The organism is Methanofervidicoccus sp. A16 (assembly GCF_003351865.1).
Taxonomy (GTDB): domain Archaea; phylum AGJL01; class Methanococci; order Methanococcales; family Methanococcaceae; genus Methanofervidicoccus.
In genome coordinates this window covers 586,319-608,657 of sequence record NZ_CP022242.1, presented here as the reverse complement: position 1 = coordinate 608,657, position 22,339 = coordinate 586,319, and the positions used below count along the sequence as shown (strand labels likewise).

Sequence of the window (22,339 nt, the reverse complement as noted above, 5' to 3'; positions counted from 1 at the left end):
CTATGTTAAAGATCGAGATGTGTGGCATATGTTTTAAAAACCCTGTATTCCTGGCGGCGGGGGTTATGGGGGAAACTGGATCTGCTTTGAAGAGGATGGCGAAGAATGGGGCGGGGGCTGTATGTACAAAATCTGTTGGGCTGGAAAAGAGGTCTGGCCATAGAAATCCAACTATAGTGGAGGTTGAGGGGGGATTTCTAAATGCAATGGGACTACCAAACCCTGGAGTTAAAGAGTATATTAAGGAGTTGGAGGGTATAAGGGATTATTTAAAGAGGATAGACGTAAAAATTATAGGCTCTATATACGGGAAGGATCCTAAGGAGTTCTCGCAGGTGGCAGAGATTATGGAGCCCTACGTAGATCTTTTAGAGTTGAATATCTCCTGTCCTCACGCTGGAGGGGGTTACGGTGCTCAGATAGGCCAGGATCCAGATCTATCCTATAAGGTGGTTTCAAGTGTTAAAGATAGTGTAGATATACCTGTGATGGTAAAACTTACTCCCAATGTAAGTGATATAAAGGAGATTGCAATAGCGGTGGTTGATGGGGGTGCAGATGCCATTACTGCAATAAACACCTTAGGTCCAGGGATGGTTATAGATATAAAGACTGGTAGGCCTGTACTTGGCAACAAATTTGGAGGTATGTCTGGGAAATCTATAAAACCTATAGCGATAAGGTGCGTTTATGAGATATACACCGTTGTAGATGTGCCTATAGTTGGGGTGGGAGGTATTACAACAGGATACGATGTTGTTGAATTTATGATGGCAGGTGCCACCGCTGTACAGGTAGGTACTGGGGTGTATTACAGAGGTTACGATATATTCTACAAGATATGTAGGGAGTTGGAGGAGTATCTAATTGAGAACAACTTGAAGATAAAGGATATAGTGGGGAAGGCCCATGAGTTCTGAGGTATTTAAACACTTTGAGGACTATGTAGGTTTTTTAGAGTGCAGGGATCCTACAACTGTTATCAACACTTTAAAGTTAGTTATTGAAAGGGAGAAGGGAAAGAAGTATATTACCTACTCCAAGAACGTATTTATTCCATTGTGCAACTGGTGTAGGAACTTCTGTGGGTACTGTACCTTCAGGAGTGAGAATTATAAACTTATGAGGGAGAGGGAGGTTAAGGAGGTACTTCTAAAGGGAGATAGATACGGATGTAAAGAGGCACTATTTACCTTTGGGGAGAGGGTGGATGAGCATCCTAAGATAAGGGAGGAGTTAAAGAGGATGGGTTACGAGAGTATCTTAGAGTACCTCTATCATCTGGAGGATTGGTGCCTCAACAACACCAACTTACTACCTCATACAAACTGTGGCCTCTTGGAGTACGAGGAGTTGAAGATGTTGAAGGAGGTTAATGCCTCCATGGGTATTATGCTGGAGAACTCCAGTGAGAGGTTGATAAATACCATAGCCCACAAAAACAGTCCAGGTAAAGATCCTAAGAAACGTTTAGAGATGATAGAGAACGCAGGTAAGTTGAAGATACCCTTTACAACAGGTATCTTAGTGGGTATTGGGGAGAACAGTGAGGAGATAGTCAGATCCCTTATGGATATTAGGGAGTTATCAGAGAGGTATGGACATATCCAGGAGGTTATAATCCAGAACTTCAGATCTAAGAGAGGTATCCCTATGGAGAACTTCAAAGAACCTTCACCTTTCAAGATGTTGAAGGTGATATTAGTAGCCAAGATGATACTACCTCCAGAGGTATCTATCCAGGTGCCACCTAATCTGAACAGGGAGACTGGGCAGTTGTTCCTACTTGCAGGTGTCGATGACTGGGGAGGGGTGTCTCCAATTACAAAGGACTATGTAAATCCAGAGGCACCATGGCCTGAGATTGAAACCTTAAGGAAGTATACAGAGGAGGTAGGTTATAAATTGAGGGAGAGGTTGCCAGTGTACGATAGGTATATAAGTAGGGAGTGGTTAAGTGAGAGGGTTTTGGATAAGATCTACAGTTTTTATAGGGATGAATAAAAAAATAATTTAAAAATGATAAAATAATAAAAATAATTAGAATAATAAAAAAGTAGTAAAAGGTAAAAAACTCCCTTAAGGAGAGGAATTAATAGGAATCCTGCTCTACTTTTACAGTACTTGGGTAAATTGGAGGATAAGGATAATATTTTGCTTTTTTACCGTATAAATTCTGATAAGAACAATAATAATTATAAAAAATAAAAGTATAAAAAGAAGGGTATTAAAATCAGAATAAAAGATAATTTCCTGGAATGCTCTAAGATGCTATGGAAGTGAAGTAGATTCTTCTTAATAGATAGCATTAATTTTAATCATTTTTTTTCAGTCTTTTTTATTATTTAAATCATTACTTAGAATGGGAATTTAAGGTTATTTAACTTTTTTATCTCCATTCCTTCAGAATTATTTTATTATTACTCTTTAAGATTTTTAACCTTAGTTCCCATCAAGATCGTGATTAGAAGAATAATAAAAATTAATGATTATTATAATAAGAATAATAACCCCAGTTCCCATCAAAGTAGTGATTAAAAAATAATAATTATAATAAAAATAATAAAAGTTTAAGAGGAAATTAATAAAAGGTAAAAAATAAAATAACTCTTTCTTTCTATATTGGACACTGGAGAAACTAGTTAGGATTACTACCTTAGTTTCCATCAGTAGTGATTAAAAGAAACTATGAAAATAAGAATCATTAAAATATTCCGAGATCTTTCCGAAATTCTCCTTCAATCTTCTTTTTAAAATGGTATACCTGAGATTATAGAAGTTTTTATTTTAAAATCTTTTCTTTATTATTTTTATTATTTTATAATTATTATCTTTATTAATCTTTTAAACTATTCTTTTGATGGGAACTAGGGTAAGATTTTTATTATTTTTTATTATTCTTCTAATCACAATCTTAATGGGAACTAAGGTTATTGTTTTTTGTATCCAATATCCTCGATGGTTATAGATTATTTAAAAGAAAAAACTTTTTTAATTACTCTTTCCTAGGAATCCGCTACTATTTGGAGGGAAATAGTTTCTACCTTTTTAGAAATATTCCCTTTTAGGATTTTTAATCTTTTTGATAAATTTTTATAATTATTTTAATTAAAATTATATTAACAATTATTATAAAAAATTTTAAAATGGTGGGTTAGGATGAAGAGTTATTTTAACTACATCAACGTTATGAAGGAGAGATTAGGTGATGAAGGTATATCCCTAGAGGATATAGAGAGTATGGAGGATATTACTGAAATATCTTACAGTAGGACTATGGAGAGGTACGAGAGGGGAGAGTTAGGGTTTATGGAGGTAATATATAACGATGTTAAACAATACCGTCTAAGTGATAGATACAGGGATTTTAAGTATATCCTCGTTATTGGAATGGGTGGATCTATCTTAGGTACCCAGATGGTGTATGAAGGTGTTAAGGGCATCTATGCCAACGAGTTAAACTCTAAGAAGGTTTTCTTTTTGGACAACTCAGATCCTGAATTACTTCACAGTATCCTTAATATAGTGGATCTCAGGGAGACTTTAGTATTTGTAGTAAGTAAATCTGGGAACACCGTGGAAACCCTTGCAAACTTCTTTATACTTAGGGAGAGGATGAAGGAGGTAGGGTGTAAGGGGGATAACGTTGTTATAATCTCAAGTGGAGGTATGTTGAAGGAGATAGGGGAGAGGGAGGGCTATAAGATGTTTGAAATACCTGAGAATGTTGTAGGTAGGTTCTCTGTACTCTCCTCCGTCGGACTAGTTCCACTGTCCTGTATGGATGTGGATATTGATAAGTTAGTATCTGGGGCTAGGGATATGGATAAACTTTGTAGGAGGGAGGATGTATTTAAGAACCCTGCCCTTATGAATGCCTTAATTCACTATATATTTTTAAATAGGGGGAGGAGTGTCTCGGTGATTATGCCCTATATAGAGAGGCTCTACAGGTTTGATATGTGGTATAGGCAGTTGTGGGCTGAGAGTCTTGGGAAGGATGGGAAGGGACAGACACCTGTGGCGGCGTTGGGGGCTAAGGATCAGCACTCCCAACTTCAACTCTACTTAGATGGTCCAAAGGATAAGATAGTTACATTTATAAAGGTTAGGAGGTTTAATGGGGACTTTACTATAAGGTATAAAGGGCACTATCTCGATGGACATAGTTTGTCCCAGTTGATAAACTTCCAACAGTTGGGAACTGAGAGGGCTTTAACCTCTAGGGGAGTACCTAATGTCTCCATAGTACTTAAGGAGTTAGATGAGTACTCCCTTGGGAAGTTGATATACATGTACGAGATGACAACCGCCTTTATGGGGGAGATGTTAGGGGTTAATGCCTTCGATCAGCCTGCAGTGGAGGAGGGGAAGAGGATAACAAGGGAGTTATTGGAGGGGAAGGGTAATGGGGAGGAGGTAGTTGAAGATTATATTATCGAAATATAGGACTTTTTAAATTAACAATAACCTTGGAATCTTGAATAAAAAAATAATAATAAAAAAGAATAATTAAAATAAAAAATAAAAATTTTTATAATTAGCCTTCATACCAAAGTATTGGAAAAAAGAGAAGAGATCTCTATTAATTCTTTTTCTTAAGGGTTTTTTACCTTTTTTCCTGTTATTTCTTTATTTTATTATTTTAAAAGGTATGTTCATAAGTGTAATATAAATGATATAAATAATAACAAAATCTCATGAAAAGTAATTTTATTTTAAACTGTTCCCTCCGTTATTTTTTTATGTTTATTTTTTTATGTTTTATGACGAAACTATGGGTGAAATTAAAACAAAATAAATTTCATTAAACTGTTGATAGAATACTCCAATGATTGAAATCTACCAATAATTCAACTTTTCTCAAGTATTTCAGGGATGTTCTAGAAAGATGATAAATATACTTATTCCTTTTCTAACAACTTTTTTATATTTAGATGTTTATAGAGCTGCAAATTATGTCCTCTCTTATCTCTGCTCCCGAGGATCTTCTGGAGGATGAGGTATTATAATATAATAGATTTGGATTAAATGGGATCCTTAACACAACTTATATTAATACCTTACTTCCCATCAAAGTGAGTGTTTTAAAAATAATAATAATTATAAAAATAATTAAGATAAAATAAGGAAAAGGTTTTAAAAAATAAAAAAAAACTCTATCCACCTCGAACATAAATATATCTCCCTTCTACTCCTAAACATTGGAGGAAAAGGAATTCTCCCTAATATCTTCTAACTACAACGATATATCCCTAAGAAAATTTTCTCATCTATATTATTATTTTTATTATTCGTTTAATTACTACTTTAATGGGAACTAAGGTTTATATTAATATACCTACCAATCTACAGAGGGTTGAGAGATGGTTATTAAATCTCTATTAGAATCAAATCTTTTAATTACCCTACCTATAGAGAGATAGGAAGAAACTCTTAGATGATCTGTAGGTGGAATAGATAGATTAATAAGGAGATAGAAAATATAAAAACCTGAGGAGGATCACCGATTACTATAAAAACTGTCAAGTACTACGGATGTTAGATACCAAAGGTATGTTTAACTACCAGGCTTCGAAAAATATAGAATATCTTCTCCAGTTCTACTTAGATATATAAAAAAGTAAAAAGTAAATAAAACATTAGTGAAACTATGAGAACTGTAGTTATAGGAAGTGGAGCAGGAGGATTAACTACAGCATCCACTATAAGAAGATACAACAAAGATATGGAGATAGTGGTTATTACAAAGGAGAAATATGTGGCCTACTCACCCTGTGCTATACCCTACGTTATAGCCGGGGAAATACCTTCATTCCAGGATATAGTAATGCACACACCTGAGGACTACAGGAAAAACAAAAACATAGAGATAATTACAGAATCCACTGTTGTAGATATAGACTCCGAAAATAAAAATGTGATCTACTACGACAAAGATAGAAACAAAAATACCCTAAAATACGACTACCTCGTTATTGCAACAGGAGGAGAAACTTTTATTCCTCCCATAGAAGGAAAGGATTTAGAGGGCGTATTTAAGGTAAAAACCATCGAGGATGGGATGAAGATAAAGGATTACGCCGAAAAGTCCAAGAGTGCCACTGTTATAGGTGCTGGTGCCATAGGTCTCGAGATGGCCTACGCACTGAAAAAGTTAGGTCTTAAGGTAACTGTTGTTGAAATGGCTCCCCAGGTACTACCAAGGGCCTTGGATATAGATATGGCAAAGATAGTCCTAAAGTATCTTAAGGATCTAGGTATAGAGGTTATATTGGAAAAACCTGTTAGTAAGATCCTTGGAGATGAGAACAATAGAGTAAAGGGGGTTGTAGTAGGAGAGAAGTCCTACAGTTGTGATATGGTGGTAATGGCTACAGGAACGAGGCCAAATTTAGAACTAGGTAGAAAGGCTGGATGTGAAATAGGGAGACTTGCCATAAAGGTAAACAGTAAGATGGAAACCTCTGTTCCAAACATCTACGCAGTGGGAGACTGTGTAGAAACAGTGGATTTCATAACAAAACAGGTAACACTCTCGCCCTTTGGATCAACTGCAGTGAGACAGGGTAAGGTGGCAGGAAGAAATATCGCCGGTATTCCTTCAGAGTTTAAACCTGTTTTAAACGCCATGGTGTCTAAGATAGGAGATTTAGAGATAGGAGGTACTGGTATAAGTGAACTTAGGGCTCATCAGAATAGATTGGAGGTAGTAGTAGGTAAGGCAAAGGCCCTCACAAGGGCTAGGTACTACCCTGGAGGAAAACCTATATATGTAAAGTTAATCTTCGACATGAATAAAACCCTCATAGGTTGCCAGATAGTTGGAGGAGAGAGAGTATCTGAGAGAATAGACGCCATGTCCCTTGGAATATTGAAGGGAGTTACCTGTGAAGAGTTAGTTAATATGGAGTTCTCCTACGCCCCTCCAGTATCTATGGTTGTAGATCCTATAGTTCTCGCAGCAGAGGACGCCTGGGAAAAGTTCCGGAAATTGGAATAAATTTAGTACCCTAGTCCCCATCAAGATTGTAATTAGAAGGATAATAATGTATTATGATAAAAATAATAAAAATCTTAAGAGGAGTAATAAAATAAACCTTATTCCCATCATAATAAGATTTAGATAATAAAAATAATAAAGAAGACTGAGAAAATATTAAAATATGGATAATAATAGCAGACTGTTAGGGAGGATCTGTTTTATCCCTACAGTATCTTAGAGCATTCCAGGAGAAATTATTTATCTCTTGTTTTAATTTCAATAATTTTAATACTTCTTTTTATATTTTTATTTTTTATAATTATTGTTATTCTTATTAGAATTTTTTGATGGGAATTAGGGTAAATAGTTTAATTTTTTTCCAAATATTCTTTAAGGATGAGATAAAAATTGAAACTAAATAAAACATCCTACGTTTTCACCATATGGAAATATCCACGAGAATACTATATTTTAATTTAACAGTAAAATAGTTATTATTATGGATGATAAAAATTTATTTTAACAGTTTTTTATTATTTTTGAGATTAGTAGAAAATTTTTAATAATTTAGCCCTTATTCTTCCCTAGTTTTCCTATCTCCAATATAACTTCTGCACCTATACCAGGTTCCATAAGACCTTCATAGACCTCTGATACTATATCACCTATCCTTTTAACCTTCAAATCCTCGTTTTCTTTAAGAGTTTGTATCATCAAGGGACATTTTAAGTAAGGATAGTTTTTCCTTAGGATATCTCTCTTTAAAGGATACAACTTTAAAAAATTTATTATATAAACATCTTCTAACCTTTCTATCTCCTGAGACGTATGGTTATTATTTATTAAATACCTTATTTCCATCCTCCTACATTCCTCTATAAGGTACTTAAATACAATACCGTTACAGAGATCGCAAGGATAACCACCTAGTACTTTCCTTATATCCTCTCCCTTTAATTTTATTGGATCTAGAGACTTATGAGGTATTTTATACCTTACAAAGTAATCCTCTATCAATTTTCTGTTCTTAGGAGGGAGTACTACAGAGCCAATATTTAAAGATACTGCAAATACCTTAAAGCACTTCCTCAAAAAATCCAACACCCCTAGATCGTAGGAGCACTGAACAAGTACAAGAACCCTTTCACCCTTTTTTAACCCAATCCTTTTCAGGATAGACAGTGCCCTCTCCTCTTTTTTCTTTAGAATGAGTCTATCAGTGTAGGTGTCTACAAGGATTTTTAAATTTCCTGGAAATCTATCCTTTAGATATTCCCTTAACTTACCTACAACCCATCCCCCAGGTCCTATTATTGTAGATTTATCAGATCTTGTTGGGACACATATATTTAAAAATGTATCATTATCTTCCCATATTATCTCTATATCTACGATCTCAAAGTCCACATCCTTTAAATTTAATTCCCTACGTATCTCTCTAATCTTTTCAGAGATCTCCTTTATAAGTAGATCCTTCTCGATGTTGATGTTTTTCATTCTCTCCCTTAAATTTAAAACGATATTTTTTCTGGCACTTTAGAAAAACCGTTCCTTAGGAAGGGAGTAATAATAAAAAAGGTTATCTGTTGAGTATATTGAAAATAAATTAACTGAAAGTTTTTTTCATTCTTTCTAACTACAAATATTGAAATATCTTTTATATCATAAGAGAATTTTTCATTCTCTCTAGCATTTAGAAAACATTTGGAAAACATTTGGGAAATAGGATATAGTTTAAATAATTCTACTTCTTTTTTACTATATTATTTTTAATTATAAAGCCTAAAGGTTAAAAATTTAATCTACTAGTTCTTATTAAAAATTTCATTATAAAATTGATAATTATTATAAAAAACCATGATAAAATGATGAAAGTTGTTCAAAAATAAAAAACTCCGATCTCTGTCTTAAATATAAATTTTTGAAGTGTATTATAAATTAGTGATACTTTTTTACTACTAATATCTTGGGAAAATATAATTTTTTACAAAATAGACATTATATTTTTTAAGTGTTTGAGAATTAAGAATAGTTATTATTATTTTATACTTTATTTATTTTTTAATTATACTTATTATATTTTTATGTAAAATATTTTTTAATAAAAAGAATCTAATTTAAATAGATAAAGGTGAAGAGATGAGGAAAGTATTTCTAATTTTTCTAATACTTCTCCCCACCATTACAGGAGCCCAGTTTGGAGAGGATGAGATAATCTATCATTACTTCCAGGGTCTTATAGATAAAGGACATGAAAGTCTCCAAAATCTTACCTATAACAGAAAGGGAGAGGAAATATCAGCAGAAGTTTTTAACGTTACAGAAAATCTAGAGAAGTATGATATAGACCATAAACTTTTGGAGATATCACCATCTTTTAAAACTTTTTTAAAATCCCTCAATAACATTGTACTAAATTACAACAGGATGATAGACCATAGAAATATTGAAAATTCTCAAAATTTTTCTATTTTTAAAGTTTCTTTAAAAAATGTGTTGGAAAATATAGCTATTCTAAATAGGTCCTTGGATGAAATAGATAACATAACGTTAAGAGATGACAAAGAGAATATATTGAGATTCAACACTACAAATATCAGGAAAGATATAGATGAGATATTAAAAAATATAAAGAAATATTCAAAAAAATTAGAATATATAGAACCTGAAAAAAGAGGGTTCTTTGTATATGTTGATAAAGATACTGTCTATCTAAACTCTAAGGTAAGAGTATATGGATATGTTAACTATGGTCATGATCTACATTCTATAATTCTCATTCACAATAATAAACGTTATGTGGTAGAGGTAAAAAATAACAGTTTTTCAAAGGATATCTATATAAAAACTCTAGGAGATCATATTATCTATGGAATCTCTTCCTTTGGATCCTCCAATAAGGTAGTAGTGAAATGTCTAAAGATTCCAACATATATAGAGGTTTATCCTAGAGATAACTTAACAGCACATCTTGAAGAAGAGATCAATTTAGAAGTGCACCTTTACGACTACTACGGTCATCCTTTGGAAAATAGAACTGTGTATATAAAGTATCTAAATGGGGAGTTTAGGTATAACACTCCTTTAAATCTAAGGTTTAAGTTAGACGATAGGTATATTGAATATGTTAACAGATCTGTACCTGTAGATATAATATTTAAGGGAGACAATGTCTACAACTTCTCTGAAAAGAGATGTTATATAAAAATTTTGAAGATCCCCACATATATAACTGCAAATTACGATAATGGCTATATTGTAGGTAATCTCTACGATTTTAAAAATAATCCTCTAGATAACAAAAAGATATACTTAACTGTTGGTAATAATACCTACAGTACCACAACAGAAAATGGTAGTTTTAGATTCCAAATTTCTAAATTTAAGGAAGGCCGTATTACATTTAAAGGAGACAGGAAATACGCCTCTTCCTCTAAAGAGTTGTCGTATGGGAGTATATTAGGAGGCTTATGGAGTTCCTCAGACATTTATCCATTATTATTCCTTATTTTTGTTATTGTCCTACCATTTACTATATTTAAAATATATAAAGAAAGATATAAGTTAGATAATAAAACTGAAAAAAGAGAAGAACAGAAATACTTAGATAGAAATACTAAGTTGGACATACTCCATAGATTTTACAAGTTAGTGGAGAATAAAATGTTTAGGGAGGCTGTAATTTTCGCATACCAACTCTTTATAAGGTCCTTAAATATTAAAAGATCCTATACACCTAGAGAAATATGTAAAGTATACAGGGAAATTCCAGGGATAAAAACTATTACAGAGATATTTGAAAGGATATACTATGGAGATATACCTCCTACTAAAAAAGATGTTGAAGAATATGAGAGATTCCTCAGGGAAAAGGAAGGTAATTAAGGGGAAGTATGTTTAAAAAAGTATGCCCTATAATTTCTAAAATAAAGAAAATATTTTCAACTTCCAGGGATATCTTTAAAGATTTTCTAAAAATGAGTTTTACAGAAAAATTTTTTATAACCTACGTCGGATGTTGGATCAGTTTTTTATCTGTAGTTGCACTCTCTAAAACACTAATATTTTTCTCCTCTCAGTTAACTCCTTCTCACTCAGAAAGTGTTATAAAAACTGTAGAATACGTTGCAACCAAGAAGTTTGAGGTAGTATCTTCTTCAGTATCAACACATGTAGATTACAGTTATCTGTCCTTAGTACTCTCCTATTTTGTAAATAACTCTATATCGTGTATAGTAATTCTCTTGGCATATATACTTGTAGCCTACCTTTACAGAAAAGAGGTTGAAAGGGATCCTGGTGCCCTTGAAGATTATATAAATGCTCTTATGTTATTCTATCTAGTTACAGTTATAAACCCCCTTACTGGTCTTTTAGGATACAAAATAGATATAGAGCACCTTCCCGTAGTAGTGCCCCATGGACTCTTTGAGTTTGCTGGCCTTTCCCTATCTATAGTGACGGGTCTTACCGTTGCAGAACGAATACTCTCTATAGAGTACTCTAAGTCCAATATAGGAATAAAAAGGATCTTCAGTAAAGATGTTATTTTAAAGATATTTATCGCTTTAGTTCTTATTGGACTTGCAGCTTTCTTGGAACCTATAGATTGGATGGTATATCAGTATTCTATATATCACAATTTAAACATTGTAGAGGTACTTGTTAAAACTTATATTAATATATTGAAAATTCTTCTAACATCTTTTTTGTCTTGATAGAAATTCTATCCATGGAGGAAGTTAGTGAAAACAATATATAAAAAGATAAAGATTAAAAATATTCAGAATATTTTTTTAGAAGAAAGATTATTTACTTTTTTATAATAATCTAACCTTGTTTCCCAACAAGATTGTAATTAGAAGAATAATAAAAATAACAATCACAATAAAAAATAATAAAAATCTGAGAGTAATAACAATAAAATAATTCTGAAGGGATAGAGACAAAAAATAAATTACCTTAATTTCCATTCTAAGCAATAATTTAAATAATAATAAAAATATAATAAAAAAGTAATAAAATTAATAATAGCAACCTGTTAAGAAGGATCTGCTCCACTTCCGTAGTATCTTAGAGCATCCCAGGAGAGACTATTTATCTCTCTTATTAATACCTTATTTATCCTATTTATTATTATAATTATTATTTTTATCAGGATTTTTTGATGGGAATTGGGGTAATAATCTAATAATTCAGGATTTTTATTTCTGATTTTTAGCTAATAACCGGGCATATAAAAACATTTTAGAATTTAAAAATAAAAATGGGACCTGTCCACTTAACATAAACACCACCTTAGTTTATTATAATACAGAACAAATAACCTACAAAAGAAGTTCCAGTTTCTAACAGGATTTTTAGCATTAATAGAGCAGAAAAAGATCTTTACCCTCTGCTTCAGAGAAGAAAACACCGATTCTATCAAACTCCCCCGCCCAAAGGTCTGATGTTCAAAGTTTAAATTAAGACTTTTTAGAGCACTAATTAGCCATGGGGCTTTATCTATAAGGAATTTAGGCTCACCCCTACAGTACTTCAGTACTTTCTTTACAAAGGACCTCGTAATTAGATGATTCCTTATTGTATAGACTCTCATTAAAATTAATTCATTCCTCTCAACATCTACAGCTGAATAAACGTAATAGTGCTTCCCGCCACCTTTAACAACAGTTTCATCCACCGCTATTAGATCTCTTTCTCTTTCCTCTGTTGTAATGGATAATTCTTCTTTAAACTTATTTATCCAGTTCCAAACTGATGTTTTTGAGACTGGATAAATCTCTGAAAGAATTCTGGCAGTTCTTCTTACTGAAGATGTCTGAATGTAGGTTGCAATGGCGAGTGTTTTAATTTCTATAGGTATTTTGTTCCTCTTAAAGATTTTTAATTCCTTTATAATATCTTTTACTCTTAGCATAATAGTATCTTATGTACATTGTTATATATGATGTTTGTTTTATGTGGACAGGTCCATAGTATCTTATGTACATTGTTATATATGATGTTTGTTTTATGTGGACAGGTCCGTGGGAACTAAGGTAAAAAATAAAAAAGAAAAGAATTAGAAAAATAATAGTAAAAATTACTTTTTTATCTGTATTATAAATATACATTTTGATTATTACAATCATTTTATATATCACAATTTTCACTATTTCCAACAATCTATTTTATCTATTATTATAAATATAAAAATATTCAAAAACGGTGATAGTTATGGAGGTACAAAAAATAGATCAGAACACATACAGGAATTTTATAAGATGTATAATTAAAAATTTACTGGAAAAAAAGGATATTTTAAAAAATCTACCTCCTAAGAAGAAGAAGCAGAAGATAGAGGACATTAAAAGGGAGTGTATAAGGAAGTTCCAACTGGATATAGGTTTTCCACCAAATTCAGAGATCATAAGGTATGCAACAGAAGAAGAAAAGAAGGAGTTAATACCTATCCTAAGGAAGAAACCTGTTAGAACCATTTCAGGTGTGGCAGTTGTGGCTGTTATGACATCTCCCGAGAAATGTCCTCATGGTAAGTGTATCTTCTGCCCAGGAGGTGTAGAGAGTGTATTTGGAGACGTACCTCAGAGTTATACAGGTAGGGAGCCTGCTACTATGAGGGGCCTCATGTACAACTTCGATCCCTACGTCCAAACTAAGGAGAGGATAAGACAACTGGAAAAGATAGGACATCCTACTGATAAGATCGAACTTATCATCATGGGGGGGACGTTTCCAGCGAGGGATATTGAGTACCAGGACAACTTTATAAAGGGATGTCTAGATGCCCTAAACGAGAGGCCCTCTAGTACCCTTGAGGAGGCACAGAGAATAAATGAAACTGCTAAACATAGGTGTGTGGCCCTTACAGTGGAGACTAGACCTGACTACTGTGGTGAGAGGGAGATAAATCAGATGCTCAAGTTAGGTACTACCAGGGTGGAGTTGGGAGTTCAAACTATATACAACCATATCTTGGAGTACGTTGAAAGGGGACATACAGTTGAGGATACTATAAGGGCAACACAACTTTTAAAGGACAGTGGTTTAAAGGTCTCCTACCATATTATGCCAGGTCTTCCAGGTTCCACGATAGAGATGGATAAGAAGGTATTTAGGGAGATATTCGAGAATCCTGATTTCAGGCCCGATCTTGTGAAGATCTACCCATGTCTCGTAATAGAGGGGACAAAACTCTATAAACTCTGGAAGGAGGGGAAGTTTAAACCTATGAGGGAGGAGGAGGCTGTAGATATCATAGTGTATGCAAAGTCCATAATGCCAAAGTGGGTTAGGACGTCCAGGATACAGAGGGATATTCCGGCAACTGTTATTGTAGATGGTGTTAAGAAGAGCAACTTAGGGGAGTTGGTGTATAAAACCTTGGAAAAATCCGGTATAAGGTGTAGGTGTATCAGGTGTAGAGAGGTTGGACATGTGATATACAAGAAGGGCATATATCCAGATCCTGAGAATATAAAACTCTGTAGGGAGGATTACAGTGCAAGTGGGGGACATGAGATATTCCTATCCTACGAGGACGTTAAGAAGGATATTCTTATAGGATATTTAAGGTTGAGGATACCCTATAAACCATTTAGGCCGGAGATAGACGATAAAACTGCATTAGTTAGACAGTTACATGTATGTGGTCAGGAGCAGGCACTATTTGAAGAGAGTTATAAGGAGGAAGAAATATTGTGGCAACATAGAGGTTACGGTAGAGCCCTACTTAGGGAGGCTGAGAGGATAGCGAGGGAGGAGTTCCAGATGAAGAAGATACTTGTTACAAGTGGTATAGGTGCAAGGGAGTACTATAGGAAGTTAGGGTATAGAAGGATAGGCCCTTACATGGGAAAGGAGTTGGAATAAAAATAATTAAAAATAAGGATCTACCACATTGAGATGAATATAAAAATATATACTTATTTAAGAAGATATTTAAGAAGATACTCCTTCTCTAACCTTTGTTGGAATATCTTAAAATAAAGGATGGAATATCACTCCTAATATTTATTTCCTGTTCTTTAGTTAGAGACACCCAGTGATTAAAAAGGATTGCAGTGTTTTTCTTTATATTAGACTCTCTAGTTTTTTAATCCTACATATCTCTTCTAATTTTATGAAAAACTGTCAAAAATTTTAATAAAATAATAAATAATTATCCCTATATAAATAGTATAAAAAAGTAAAAATATAGACAATATCTTTCTAATACCTCCTGAACACTGAAAAAAAGAGATAATTCTCCCTATCAAAGTGCACTATAGATCTCACCGATCTATTAATCTTCTCCATGATTTTCCATAATTGATTTAGAGCCCTTTTATATAAAATGAGAAACTTTTAAGTCCATTAGTATTTTAAAATTTTTAAATATCTTTATAATAGAATATTTTATAATTTTTTATAAATTAAATTATTCTCCATCCTCTCCAGCCTATTCTTAAAACTCTCAAAAAGAGAGAATCTTCCACAAACTACAAACATGTAGTAAACCTTAACATAGATAAAGATAAAATAATAACTACTATTTTATCTTTTAGAATTTAGAAACTCCTCTATCTTCTCTCCAAGGGTATCGTATATCCACTTTAGTTTTTCCCTATCTTTCTCCAAGAGTGTGGATCTAAATCCATAGAGATGACTGTTGAAAGAGGATAAAGGTACTACACAGATACCAGTGGATGCCAGGAGATAGTAGGTAAATCTCATATCTTCAGGTTTTCCCTCTGAAACCCTCTCTATGTACCTTCTAAGTTCCCTATTCTCCACTTCGAGATGATTGCCATTTAAGTAATCCCTCTCAAATACCACTCCCATATAGAAGGCTCCACAGGTTTTATTTACAACAAGGCCATCAATAGACTTTAACCTCCGATATGCAATGTTGGAGGCCCATTGATAGTACTCTCTCCTCTCCTCCAAGTACTTCTGAAACCTTGGATCACTCATAACCTTTGGTATCACCTTTTGAGGCAATGTAGTGGAACACACCTCTATCATCTTAAATTTACATATACCTTCAATGTACTTTTTAAATACCTCATCCCTATCGGCGTTGTACACCTCTATCCAGCCACATCTTGCACCTGGCCAGGGAAACTCCTTGGATATTCCCTTTAGAGATATTCCACAGACATCATCTATAACCTCAGATAGATAGATGTGTTTCTTACCGTTGTATACCAAGTTGTGATATATCTCATCACATAGTATAAAAAGGTCGTACTCGTTGGCAATATCTACTATCTCATCTAGTACCTTCTTTGGATAAACTCCACTTGTAGGATTACCTGGGTTTATCACCAGTATTCCAGATACTACAGGGTTGTACTTAACCTTATTTCTAAGGTCGTCTAGATCTGGATACCAGTTGTTCCTCTCATCTGTTATATAGGTTAAAGGATGACATCTAGCATGTAGGCCCTCTGCAGAGGAGTGAGTAGGATAGGCAGGAGAGGGTCCAATAATCCTAGTTTCCTTTTTCAACAGTCCGTATATCTTTGTAATGGCGTCTCCAAGGCCGTTGAAGAAGATAATATCTTCGGGAGTTATCTGAACACCATTCTTTTTGTTGTTCTCCTCTGCCAGAAATTCCCTAGTCTCTAAAAGTCCTTTAGTTGGACAGTAGAGATAAGAGTCATCCTCCATCACAGTCTCTGAAATAATCTCCTTTATCCATTGAGGTACTTTCTCTCCCTTTATTATAGGATCTCCAATATTCTCCCAGGTGATTTCAATCCCATAACTTTCAACCTTTTTTGCAACATCTACAATTTCCCTTATTTCATAGGTTAACTCATTGACACCCTCGTGTACTATATCCATCCTCATTATCATCACTTTCCACTGTTTAATGGAGTTCTATTTTATAGTTATGTCCTTTTGAATAGAGGTTTATTTAGAGGAAAAGGAAGATTATGGTATATAAATGTTTTTAAGATAATTTTTTAATAGGGTGGTATTTTAGTAGTTAATATATTTTTTTATTTTAATAATAAATATAATTCTTATTTAGAAAGAGGTTTTTAATATTATAATCTTTTAAATCCATCCTTTTTTATAAGATATAGATCCTCTATCCTAACACCAAAATCCTCCAGGTATATACCTGGCTCAATAGTTATTACCATGTTTTTCTTTAAGGTTAAGTTTTCCTCTGCCTTTGAACTTATAGAGGGCTCCTCGTGGACATTTACTCCTACACCATGTCCTAGAGAGTGTATAAAGTACTTCTTATATTCACCCATAGACTCCCTTGCTAATTTGTCCAACTCCCTTATTGAGGTACCCTCTCTAAGATGATCCTCCACCTCCTCCTTTACATCACTAACTAACTGATAAACTTCCCTATACCTCCTATTCTCCTTCAGAATTATCGTCCTTGTAATATCTGAACAGTACCCTCTATAAACTGCTCCAATATCTATTAACACTATATTTTTAATTTCATCCTCAGAGGGCATGCCATGGGGGAGTGTTGTTTTCCTATCTGATAGTACTATGGAGTCAAAGGCTGGTTTTATACTACCCATCTTTTTCATCATATATTCTATCTCCCCTGCCAACTCCATCTCAGTAATGCCCTCTTTATTTAGACAGTCGATACCATATTCCAACGCCTTTTTACTAATCTTAGATGCCCTCTTAATAAACTCTATCTCCCTCTCTGTCTTTATACTTCTCATCTCCATTAACTTCTTAGAAATTATTTTGTAGTCTTGAGAGATGTACTTCATATACCTCAATGGAAACGTTTCTTCAACACCATCACATCCTTTAATTATGTCCTTTACATTTTCCATTAAGGAAACCTCTATCCTTTCATCCCTATATCCCTGAAAACTCCTATACTCCAACTTTGAAAGATGAAGTACAACTCTTTCATTTTCCACATCGAAAGTTAGAAGGGAATAGTGGGGGGGATATCTTTCTAAGAAGTAGTTTATATTTTCCCTATTTAACAGGACACACTTCTTTACATTATTCTCCTCTAAGTACTCTAAAAAAGTTTTTATCTTATCCACAGTTTCACCTTTAAATTTATTTTAATAGATAAATTTTTATAGTATAATAATAATTTGTTAATTACTCTTTAGAACATAGAAAACACAGATTGTTAATTGGTGATAGAATGGGAGTATGGCAGGGCGGAAGTAAGAGAAAACCCTCAGGAGGTAAGTATAAGTTAGTTGTTAAAAAACGTAAAAGAGAGATGGGTAGAGAACCTACAGAGACACTCTTAGCAGATGAGGTTAGAATAAAAATAATAAGAACAAGAGGAGGAAATAGGAAAGTTAGACTATTGAGAACAAACTACGCCAATGTAATGGATCCTAAAAAAGGTGTATGTAAAAAGGTAGCAATACTGAATGTAGTAGAAAGCGAGGCTAACAAACACTATATTAGAAGAAACATTATTACAAAGGGAGCTATTATTGAAACTGAGATTGGTAAGGCAAAGGTTACATCAAGACCTGGACAAGATGGAGTAGTTAATGCAGTTCTTATAGAATAATTTATCTCTATTTTTTATAGATAGTAGTTAAGACTAAACTTAAAAGTTGGACATTTTCCCTTTTCTTCTTCTAAATTTTAGTTATTGCTAATATTTTATTAGAATTTTTTATTTTAGGAGTTTTAAAAAATAAGAATAATTTTAATGTTAGAAATAAAATAGTAGAGTTTTTTCTCCTTTTTTATTTAAAAAGAATAAAAAATAAATTATCGTTAAAATCGGGAATTTTATAATAAACTATTATATCCCTTAAAAATATTTTAAAGAGAACAGAGGGACTATACTATTCTTTTTTATTCGTCATCTTCTATTTCTATCCTCTCTATAGTACTTTCAATTTCATCCAGGGAATAAACACCAATACTTCCTTCCTTAACAGCTTTTATAGCCTCAATAGTGGAAAGTGCTCCTCTTATGGTGGTAATGTATGGTATATTAAACTCCACTGCAGCCCTCCTTATGTAGTATCCCTCAGATTTAGCCTTACCTCCAGAGGCTGTATTTATAATTAGATCTATCTCCCCCTTCTGGATCAACTGGAGTATATTACCTGTGGAGCCCTCAGATATCTTCTTAACTACCTTAACCTCTATTCCTTCCCTTCTAATCACCTCTGCAGTACCTCTAGTAGCTGCTATATTAAAGCCTAACTCCTTAAACCTCTTGGCAATATATGGTGCATACTTTTTATCCCTATCTTTCAAACTGATGAACACTGTCCCAGAGGTTGGAAGTTTCATATTTGCAGAGAGTTGTGCTTTATAATATGCCTTACCAAAATCTACATCTATACCTATCGCTTCTCCAGTGGATTTCATCTCTGGCCCTAGGACAGGATCCACTCCAGGTAACTTCTGGAATGGAAATACTGCCTCCTTTACACTTACGTACTTACTCCTTGCAAGACCCACATATCCCATATCCCTCAGTTTCTCCCCCATTATAACCCTTGTGGCGATTTTAGCCAGAGGTATCCCTATGGATTTACTTACGTAGGGCACAGTTCTACTTGCCCTGGGATTAGCCTCCAGTACATAGACGGTATCATCCTTGATTGCAAATTGGATGTTTATCAGTCCAATTACTCCCAACCCCTTACTTATCTTCACAGTATATTCTACTATCTTCTTTACGATCTCCTCGGAGAGGTTCTGAGGTGGCAATACACAGGCACTGTCTCCACTGTGCACCCCTGCCTCCTCTATATGTTCCATTATACCCCCTATGAATACGTCTTCCCCATCACATACCGCATCTACATCTACCTCTATGGCATCCTCCAAGAACTTGTCTATCAGTATAGGGTGCTCTGGAGATACCTTAACTGCCTCCCTTATGTAGTCCCTCAACTCCTCCTCACTATACACTATCTCCATAGCCCTACCTCCCAGTACATAGGAGGGCCTGACGAGGACAGGATAACCTATCTCCCTTGCAACCTCTATAGCCTCCTTCTCGTTATATACTGTAGCACCCTCTGGTTGTGGTATTCCCAGTCTCTTTAAAAATTTCGAGAACTCCTCCCTATCCTCTGCCAGGTGTATTGATTGAGGGGAGGTTCCCAGGATCTTCACATCTGTCTTACGGTACAACTCCATAGCGAGATTTATGGCGGTCTGCCCTCCAAACTGCACTATAACACCTAAGAGGTTCCCATCCCTACTCTCGTTTTCAATAACGTTCATTACCTCCTCAAATGTTAAGGGCTCGAAGTAGAGTTTATCTGAGGTATCGTAATCTGTGGAGACAGTCTCAGGGTTGTTGTTTATTATTATAGCCTCTATACCCATCTCCTTCAGTGCCCATACTGCATGAACTGTAGAGTAGTCAAACTCCACCCCCTGCCCTATCCTGATAGGACCAGAACCTAAGATAATTACCTTGTCCCTCTTCGATGGAATACTCTCGTTCTGCTCCTCGTAGAACAACTGCTCATAACAGGAGTAGAAGTAAGGAGTTTTAGCCTCAAACTCTGCTGCACAGGTATCTACCATCTTGTATACAGGAAGGATGTTTAGTTCCTTTCTTAATCCCCTGATCTCCATCTCATCTTTTTTTAGTAAATGGGCAATCTGTTTATCTGAGAATCCCAACATTTTACACTCTAGAAGTATCTCCTTAAGTGAATCTCTATCTATAGCCATTTTATCACCGAATATTAAAAAATCAAGTTAGTTCCTTAAATTAAAATTGAATAAGGGGGTTAATCTGGGAAAGTAAAATTTTACTCTTATTCCTTGAAATATCTTAAGTACTGTGGATTTCATTAAATTTTTTCTATTTTTTTGTTTATTTTTATTATACTTCTTTTTATAATTTTTTATAATTTATAATTATTATAATATCTTAATAAAGAGAAAATATAACTCCTATACCAGATTCGCCAGATATTCCAACCTCTTCTTCATATCCACGATCTTCTTAATCTTCTCTATAAAGAAGGGATGTATAGAGGTTAATTCAGATATCTCTGAGACTGTCCAACCTCTATCTAATGCCTCTGCAATTACGAAGATCCTCTCATCTGTTGGATTCTTCAGTAGATACTCTATCTCCTCGTTGCTGTATCCCTTCTCCTTCCCATCTCCAATAATACCATTCCTTCCAATATCTAAACTTCTAATAGCCTTCTGGAGTGCCTCCTCGAAGGTTCTACCTATCGCCATAACCTCTCCAGTGGATTTCATAGAGGTTCCCAAAGTTTTATCCACAGTTCTAAACTTGTCAAAGGGCCACCTTGGGATCTTTACAACTACGTAGTCTATTGTAGGCTCGAAGACTGCAGGTGTCTCCTTAGTTATATCGTTCATAATTTCATCTAGTGTCATCCCTATCGCTATCTTCGCTGCTATCTTTGCAATGGGATACCCTGTTGCCTTACTTGCTAATGCAGAACTTCTACTCACCCTGGGATTAACCTCTATAACCCTGTACTCTGTCATATCCTCATTAACTGCAAACTGTATATTACAACCTCCCTCTATGGAGAGGTGTCTGATAACATTCAGAGAGGCGTTTCTCAGTATCTGGTGCATCTCATCGCTGAGTGTCTGGGATGGTGCAGTGACTATACTCTCTCCCGTATGTATCCCCATGGGATCTATGTTCTCTATGTGACATACTACGATACAGTTGTCCTTACTGTCCCTCATAACCTCGTACTCGTACTCCCTCCATCCAAGGACACTCTCGTCTATTAACACCTGATTTATTAAGGAATACGTTAATCCCCTCTCCACTATCCTCTTCAACTCCTCCTCGTTATGGGCTATCCCCCCTCCAGTACCTCCCAAGGTAAAGGCAGGCCTTACAATCACAGGATAACCTAACTTAGATACTGCATCTAACGCCTCCTCGAAGGAATTTACAGCATAACATTTAGTTGTAGGTTCTCCTATCTCATCCATCGCCTTCTTAAATAGATCCCTGTCTTCACAGGTTTCTATGGTTTTAATCCTTGAACCTAGGAGTTCCACGTCGTACTTCTCCAAGATACCTCTACTGTGTAGTTCCATCGCCAAGTTTAAGGCAGTTTGCCCCCCCATAGTTGGAAGTATAGCATCGGGCCTCTCCTTCTCTATGATCTTCTCTACAATATTCACATCCAAGGGTTCCAGATAAACTTTATCGGCAATACCTTTATCTGTCTGGATGGAGGCAGGGTTGGAATTTACTAAGATAGTGTATATTCCCTCCTCCCTTAGGGATTTACAGGCCTGGGAACCTGAGTAATCAAACTCTGCAGCCTGACCGATTACAATAGGACCAGATCCTAATATCATCACACGCTCAATATCCTCCCTCTTCAAAATTTCACCTCTAAAAGAATA

At 34.6% G+C, this 22,339-nt stretch carries 14 protein-coding genes; 8 read left to right on the top strand and 6 right to left on the bottom strand.

Annotation, left to right across the window (positions count from 1 at the left end; translation table 11 throughout):
* The first annotated feature begins 2 nt into the window (after positions 1–2).
* The 4 genes from CFE53_RS02810 (at position 3) to CFE53_RS02795 (ending at position 7,003) form a co-directional block, all read left to right on the top strand.
* Positions 3–920, top strand: a complete 918-nt coding sequence (locus tag CFE53_RS02810; protein ID WP_148120382.1) for a dihydroorotate dehydrogenase — start codon at positions 3–5, stop codon at positions 918–920.
* Entirely contained in the window at positions 910–2,004 is a 1,095-nt protein-coding gene (gene cofG, locus CFE53_RS02805; protein WP_148120381.1) for a 7,8-didemethyl-8-hydroxy-5-deazariboflavin synthase subunit CofG, read from the top strand. Before CFE53_RS02810 ends, cofG begins: the two co-directional genes overlap by 11 nt.
* Positions 2,005–3,159: 1,155 nt before the next feature.
* Positions 3,160–4,449, top strand: a complete 1,290-nt coding sequence (gene pgi / locus CFE53_RS02800; protein WP_148120380.1) for a glucose-6-phosphate isomerase — start codon at positions 3,160–3,162, stop codon at positions 4,447–4,449.
* A 1,204-nt stretch (positions 4,450–5,653) separates the two neighbouring features.
* A complete protein-coding gene (locus tag CFE53_RS02795) occupies positions 5,654–7,003 on the top strand; it encodes an NAD(P)/FAD-dependent oxidoreductase (RefSeq protein ID WP_148120379.1) in 1,350 nt (449 codons plus the stop codon).
* A 549-nt stretch (positions 7,004–7,552) separates the two neighbouring features.
* Here CFE53_RS02795 and CFE53_RS02790 read toward each other — a convergent pair.
* A complete protein-coding gene (locus tag CFE53_RS02790; RefSeq protein ID WP_148120378.1) occupies positions 7,553–8,482 on the bottom strand; it encodes a hypothetical protein in 930 nt (309 codons plus the stop codon).
* Between the two features lie 642 nt (positions 8,483–9,124).
* On the opposite strand from CFE53_RS02790, the gene CFE53_RS02785 reads away from it, so the two are divergent.
* Positions 9,125–10,870, top strand: coding sequence for a DUF4129 domain-containing protein (locus CFE53_RS02785; protein WP_148120377.1), 1,746 nt, complete (start codon positions 9,125–9,127; stop codon positions 10,868–10,870).
* Between the two features lie 8 nt (positions 10,871–10,878).
* Positions 10,879–11,703, top strand: a complete 825-nt coding sequence (locus CFE53_RS02780) for a hypothetical protein (RefSeq protein WP_148120376.1) — start codon at positions 10,879–10,881, stop codon at positions 11,701–11,703.
* A 563-nt stretch (positions 11,704–12,266) separates the two neighbouring features.
* On the opposite strand, the gene CFE53_RS02775 is transcribed toward CFE53_RS02780, so the two are convergent.
* The gene (locus CFE53_RS02775; protein ID WP_148119920.1) at positions 12,267–12,905 is read right to left on the bottom strand and encodes a DDE-type integrase/transposase/recombinase; all 639 of its coding nucleotides are present in this window, start codon (positions 12,903–12,905) and stop codon (positions 12,267–12,269) included.
* A gap of 299 nt (positions 12,906–13,204) precedes the next feature.
* On the opposite strand from CFE53_RS02775, the gene CFE53_RS02770 reads away from it, so the two are divergent.
* The gene (locus tag CFE53_RS02770; protein ID WP_148120375.1) at positions 13,205–14,860 is read left to right on the top strand and encodes a tRNA uridine(34) 5-carboxymethylaminomethyl modification radical SAM/GNAT enzyme Elp3; all 1,656 of its coding nucleotides are present in this window, start codon (positions 13,205–13,207) and stop codon (positions 14,858–14,860) included.
* A 663-nt stretch (positions 14,861–15,523) separates the two neighbouring features.
* Here the strand turns inward: CFE53_RS02770 and CFE53_RS02765 are convergent.
* Positions 15,524–16,825, bottom strand: a complete 1,302-nt coding sequence (locus CFE53_RS02765; RefSeq protein ID WP_148120374.1) for a pyridoxal phosphate-dependent aminotransferase — start codon at positions 16,823–16,825, stop codon at positions 15,524–15,526.
* 200 nt (positions 16,826–17,025) lie between these two features.
* Positions 17,026–18,018, bottom strand: a complete 993-nt coding sequence (locus CFE53_RS02760) for a Xaa-Pro peptidase family protein (protein ID WP_148120373.1) — start codon at positions 18,016–18,018, stop codon at positions 17,026–17,028.
* A 107-nt stretch (positions 18,019–18,125) separates the two neighbouring features.
* Here CFE53_RS02760 and CFE53_RS02755 point away from each other — a divergent pair, with 107 nt between their 5' ends.
* On the top strand, positions 18,126–18,509 hold the full coding sequence (locus tag CFE53_RS02755) for a 30S ribosomal protein S8e (RefSeq protein ID WP_148120372.1): 384 nt from the start codon (positions 18,126–18,128) through the stop codon (positions 18,507–18,509).
* Between the two features lie 293 nt (positions 18,510–18,802).
* Here CFE53_RS02755 and carB (CFE53_RS02750) read toward each other — a convergent pair whose 3' ends face one another.
* Together carB (CFE53_RS02750) and carB (CFE53_RS02745) are read right to left on the bottom strand one after the other, a co-directional pair.
* Positions 18,803–20,647, bottom strand: coding sequence for a carbamoyl-phosphate synthase large subunit (gene carB / locus CFE53_RS02750; protein ID WP_148121135.1), 1,845 nt, complete (start codon positions 20,645–20,647; stop codon positions 18,803–18,805).
* Between the two features lie 231 nt (positions 20,648–20,878).
* The gene (gene carB / locus CFE53_RS02745) at positions 20,879–22,318 is read right to left on the bottom strand and encodes a carbamoyl-phosphate synthase large subunit (protein ID WP_148120371.1); all 1,440 of its coding nucleotides are present in this window, start codon (positions 22,316–22,318) and stop codon (positions 20,879–20,881) included.
* Positions 22,319–22,339: the final 21 nt, after the last annotated feature.

Coding starts and splice junctions, on each gene's coding strand:
- CFE53_RS02755 (WP_148120372.1), top strand. CDS start 18,126: ATGGGAGTATGGCAGGGCGGAAGTAAGAGAAAACCCTCAGGAGGTAAG.
- CFE53_RS02785 (WP_148120377.1), top strand. CDS start 9,125: ATGAGGAAAGTATTTCTAATTTTTCTAATACTTCTCCCCACCATTACA.
- pgi (WP_148120380.1), top strand. CDS start 3,160: ATGAAGAGTTATTTTAACTACATCAACGTTATGAAGGAGAGATTAGGT.
- CFE53_RS02770 (WP_148120375.1), top strand. CDS start 13,205: ATGGAGGTACAAAAAATAGATCAGAACACATACAGGAATTTTATAAGA.
- CFE53_RS02795 (WP_148120379.1), top strand. CDS start 5,654: ATGAGAACTGTAGTTATAGGAAGTGGAGCAGGAGGATTAACTACAGCA.
- CFE53_RS02780 (WP_148120376.1), top strand. CDS start 10,879: ATGTTTAAAAAAGTATGCCCTATAATTTCTAAAATAAAGAAAATATTT.
- CFE53_RS02765 (WP_148120374.1), bottom strand. CDS start 16,825: ATGAGGATGGATATAGTACACGAGGGTGTCAATGAGTTAACCTATGAA.
- CFE53_RS02775 (WP_148119920.1), bottom strand. CDS start 12,905: ATGCTAAGAGTAAAAGATATTATAAAGGAATTAAAAATCTTTAAGAGG.
- CFE53_RS02790 (WP_148120378.1), bottom strand. CDS start 8,482: ATGAAAAACATCAACATCGAGAAGGATCTACTTATAAAGGAGATCTCT.
- cofG (WP_148120381.1), top strand. CDS start 910: ATGAGTTCTGAGGTATTTAAACACTTTGAGGACTATGTAGGTTTTTTA.
- CFE53_RS02810 (WP_148120382.1), top strand. CDS start 3: ATGTTAAAGATCGAGATGTGTGGCATATGTTTTAAAAACCCTGTATTC.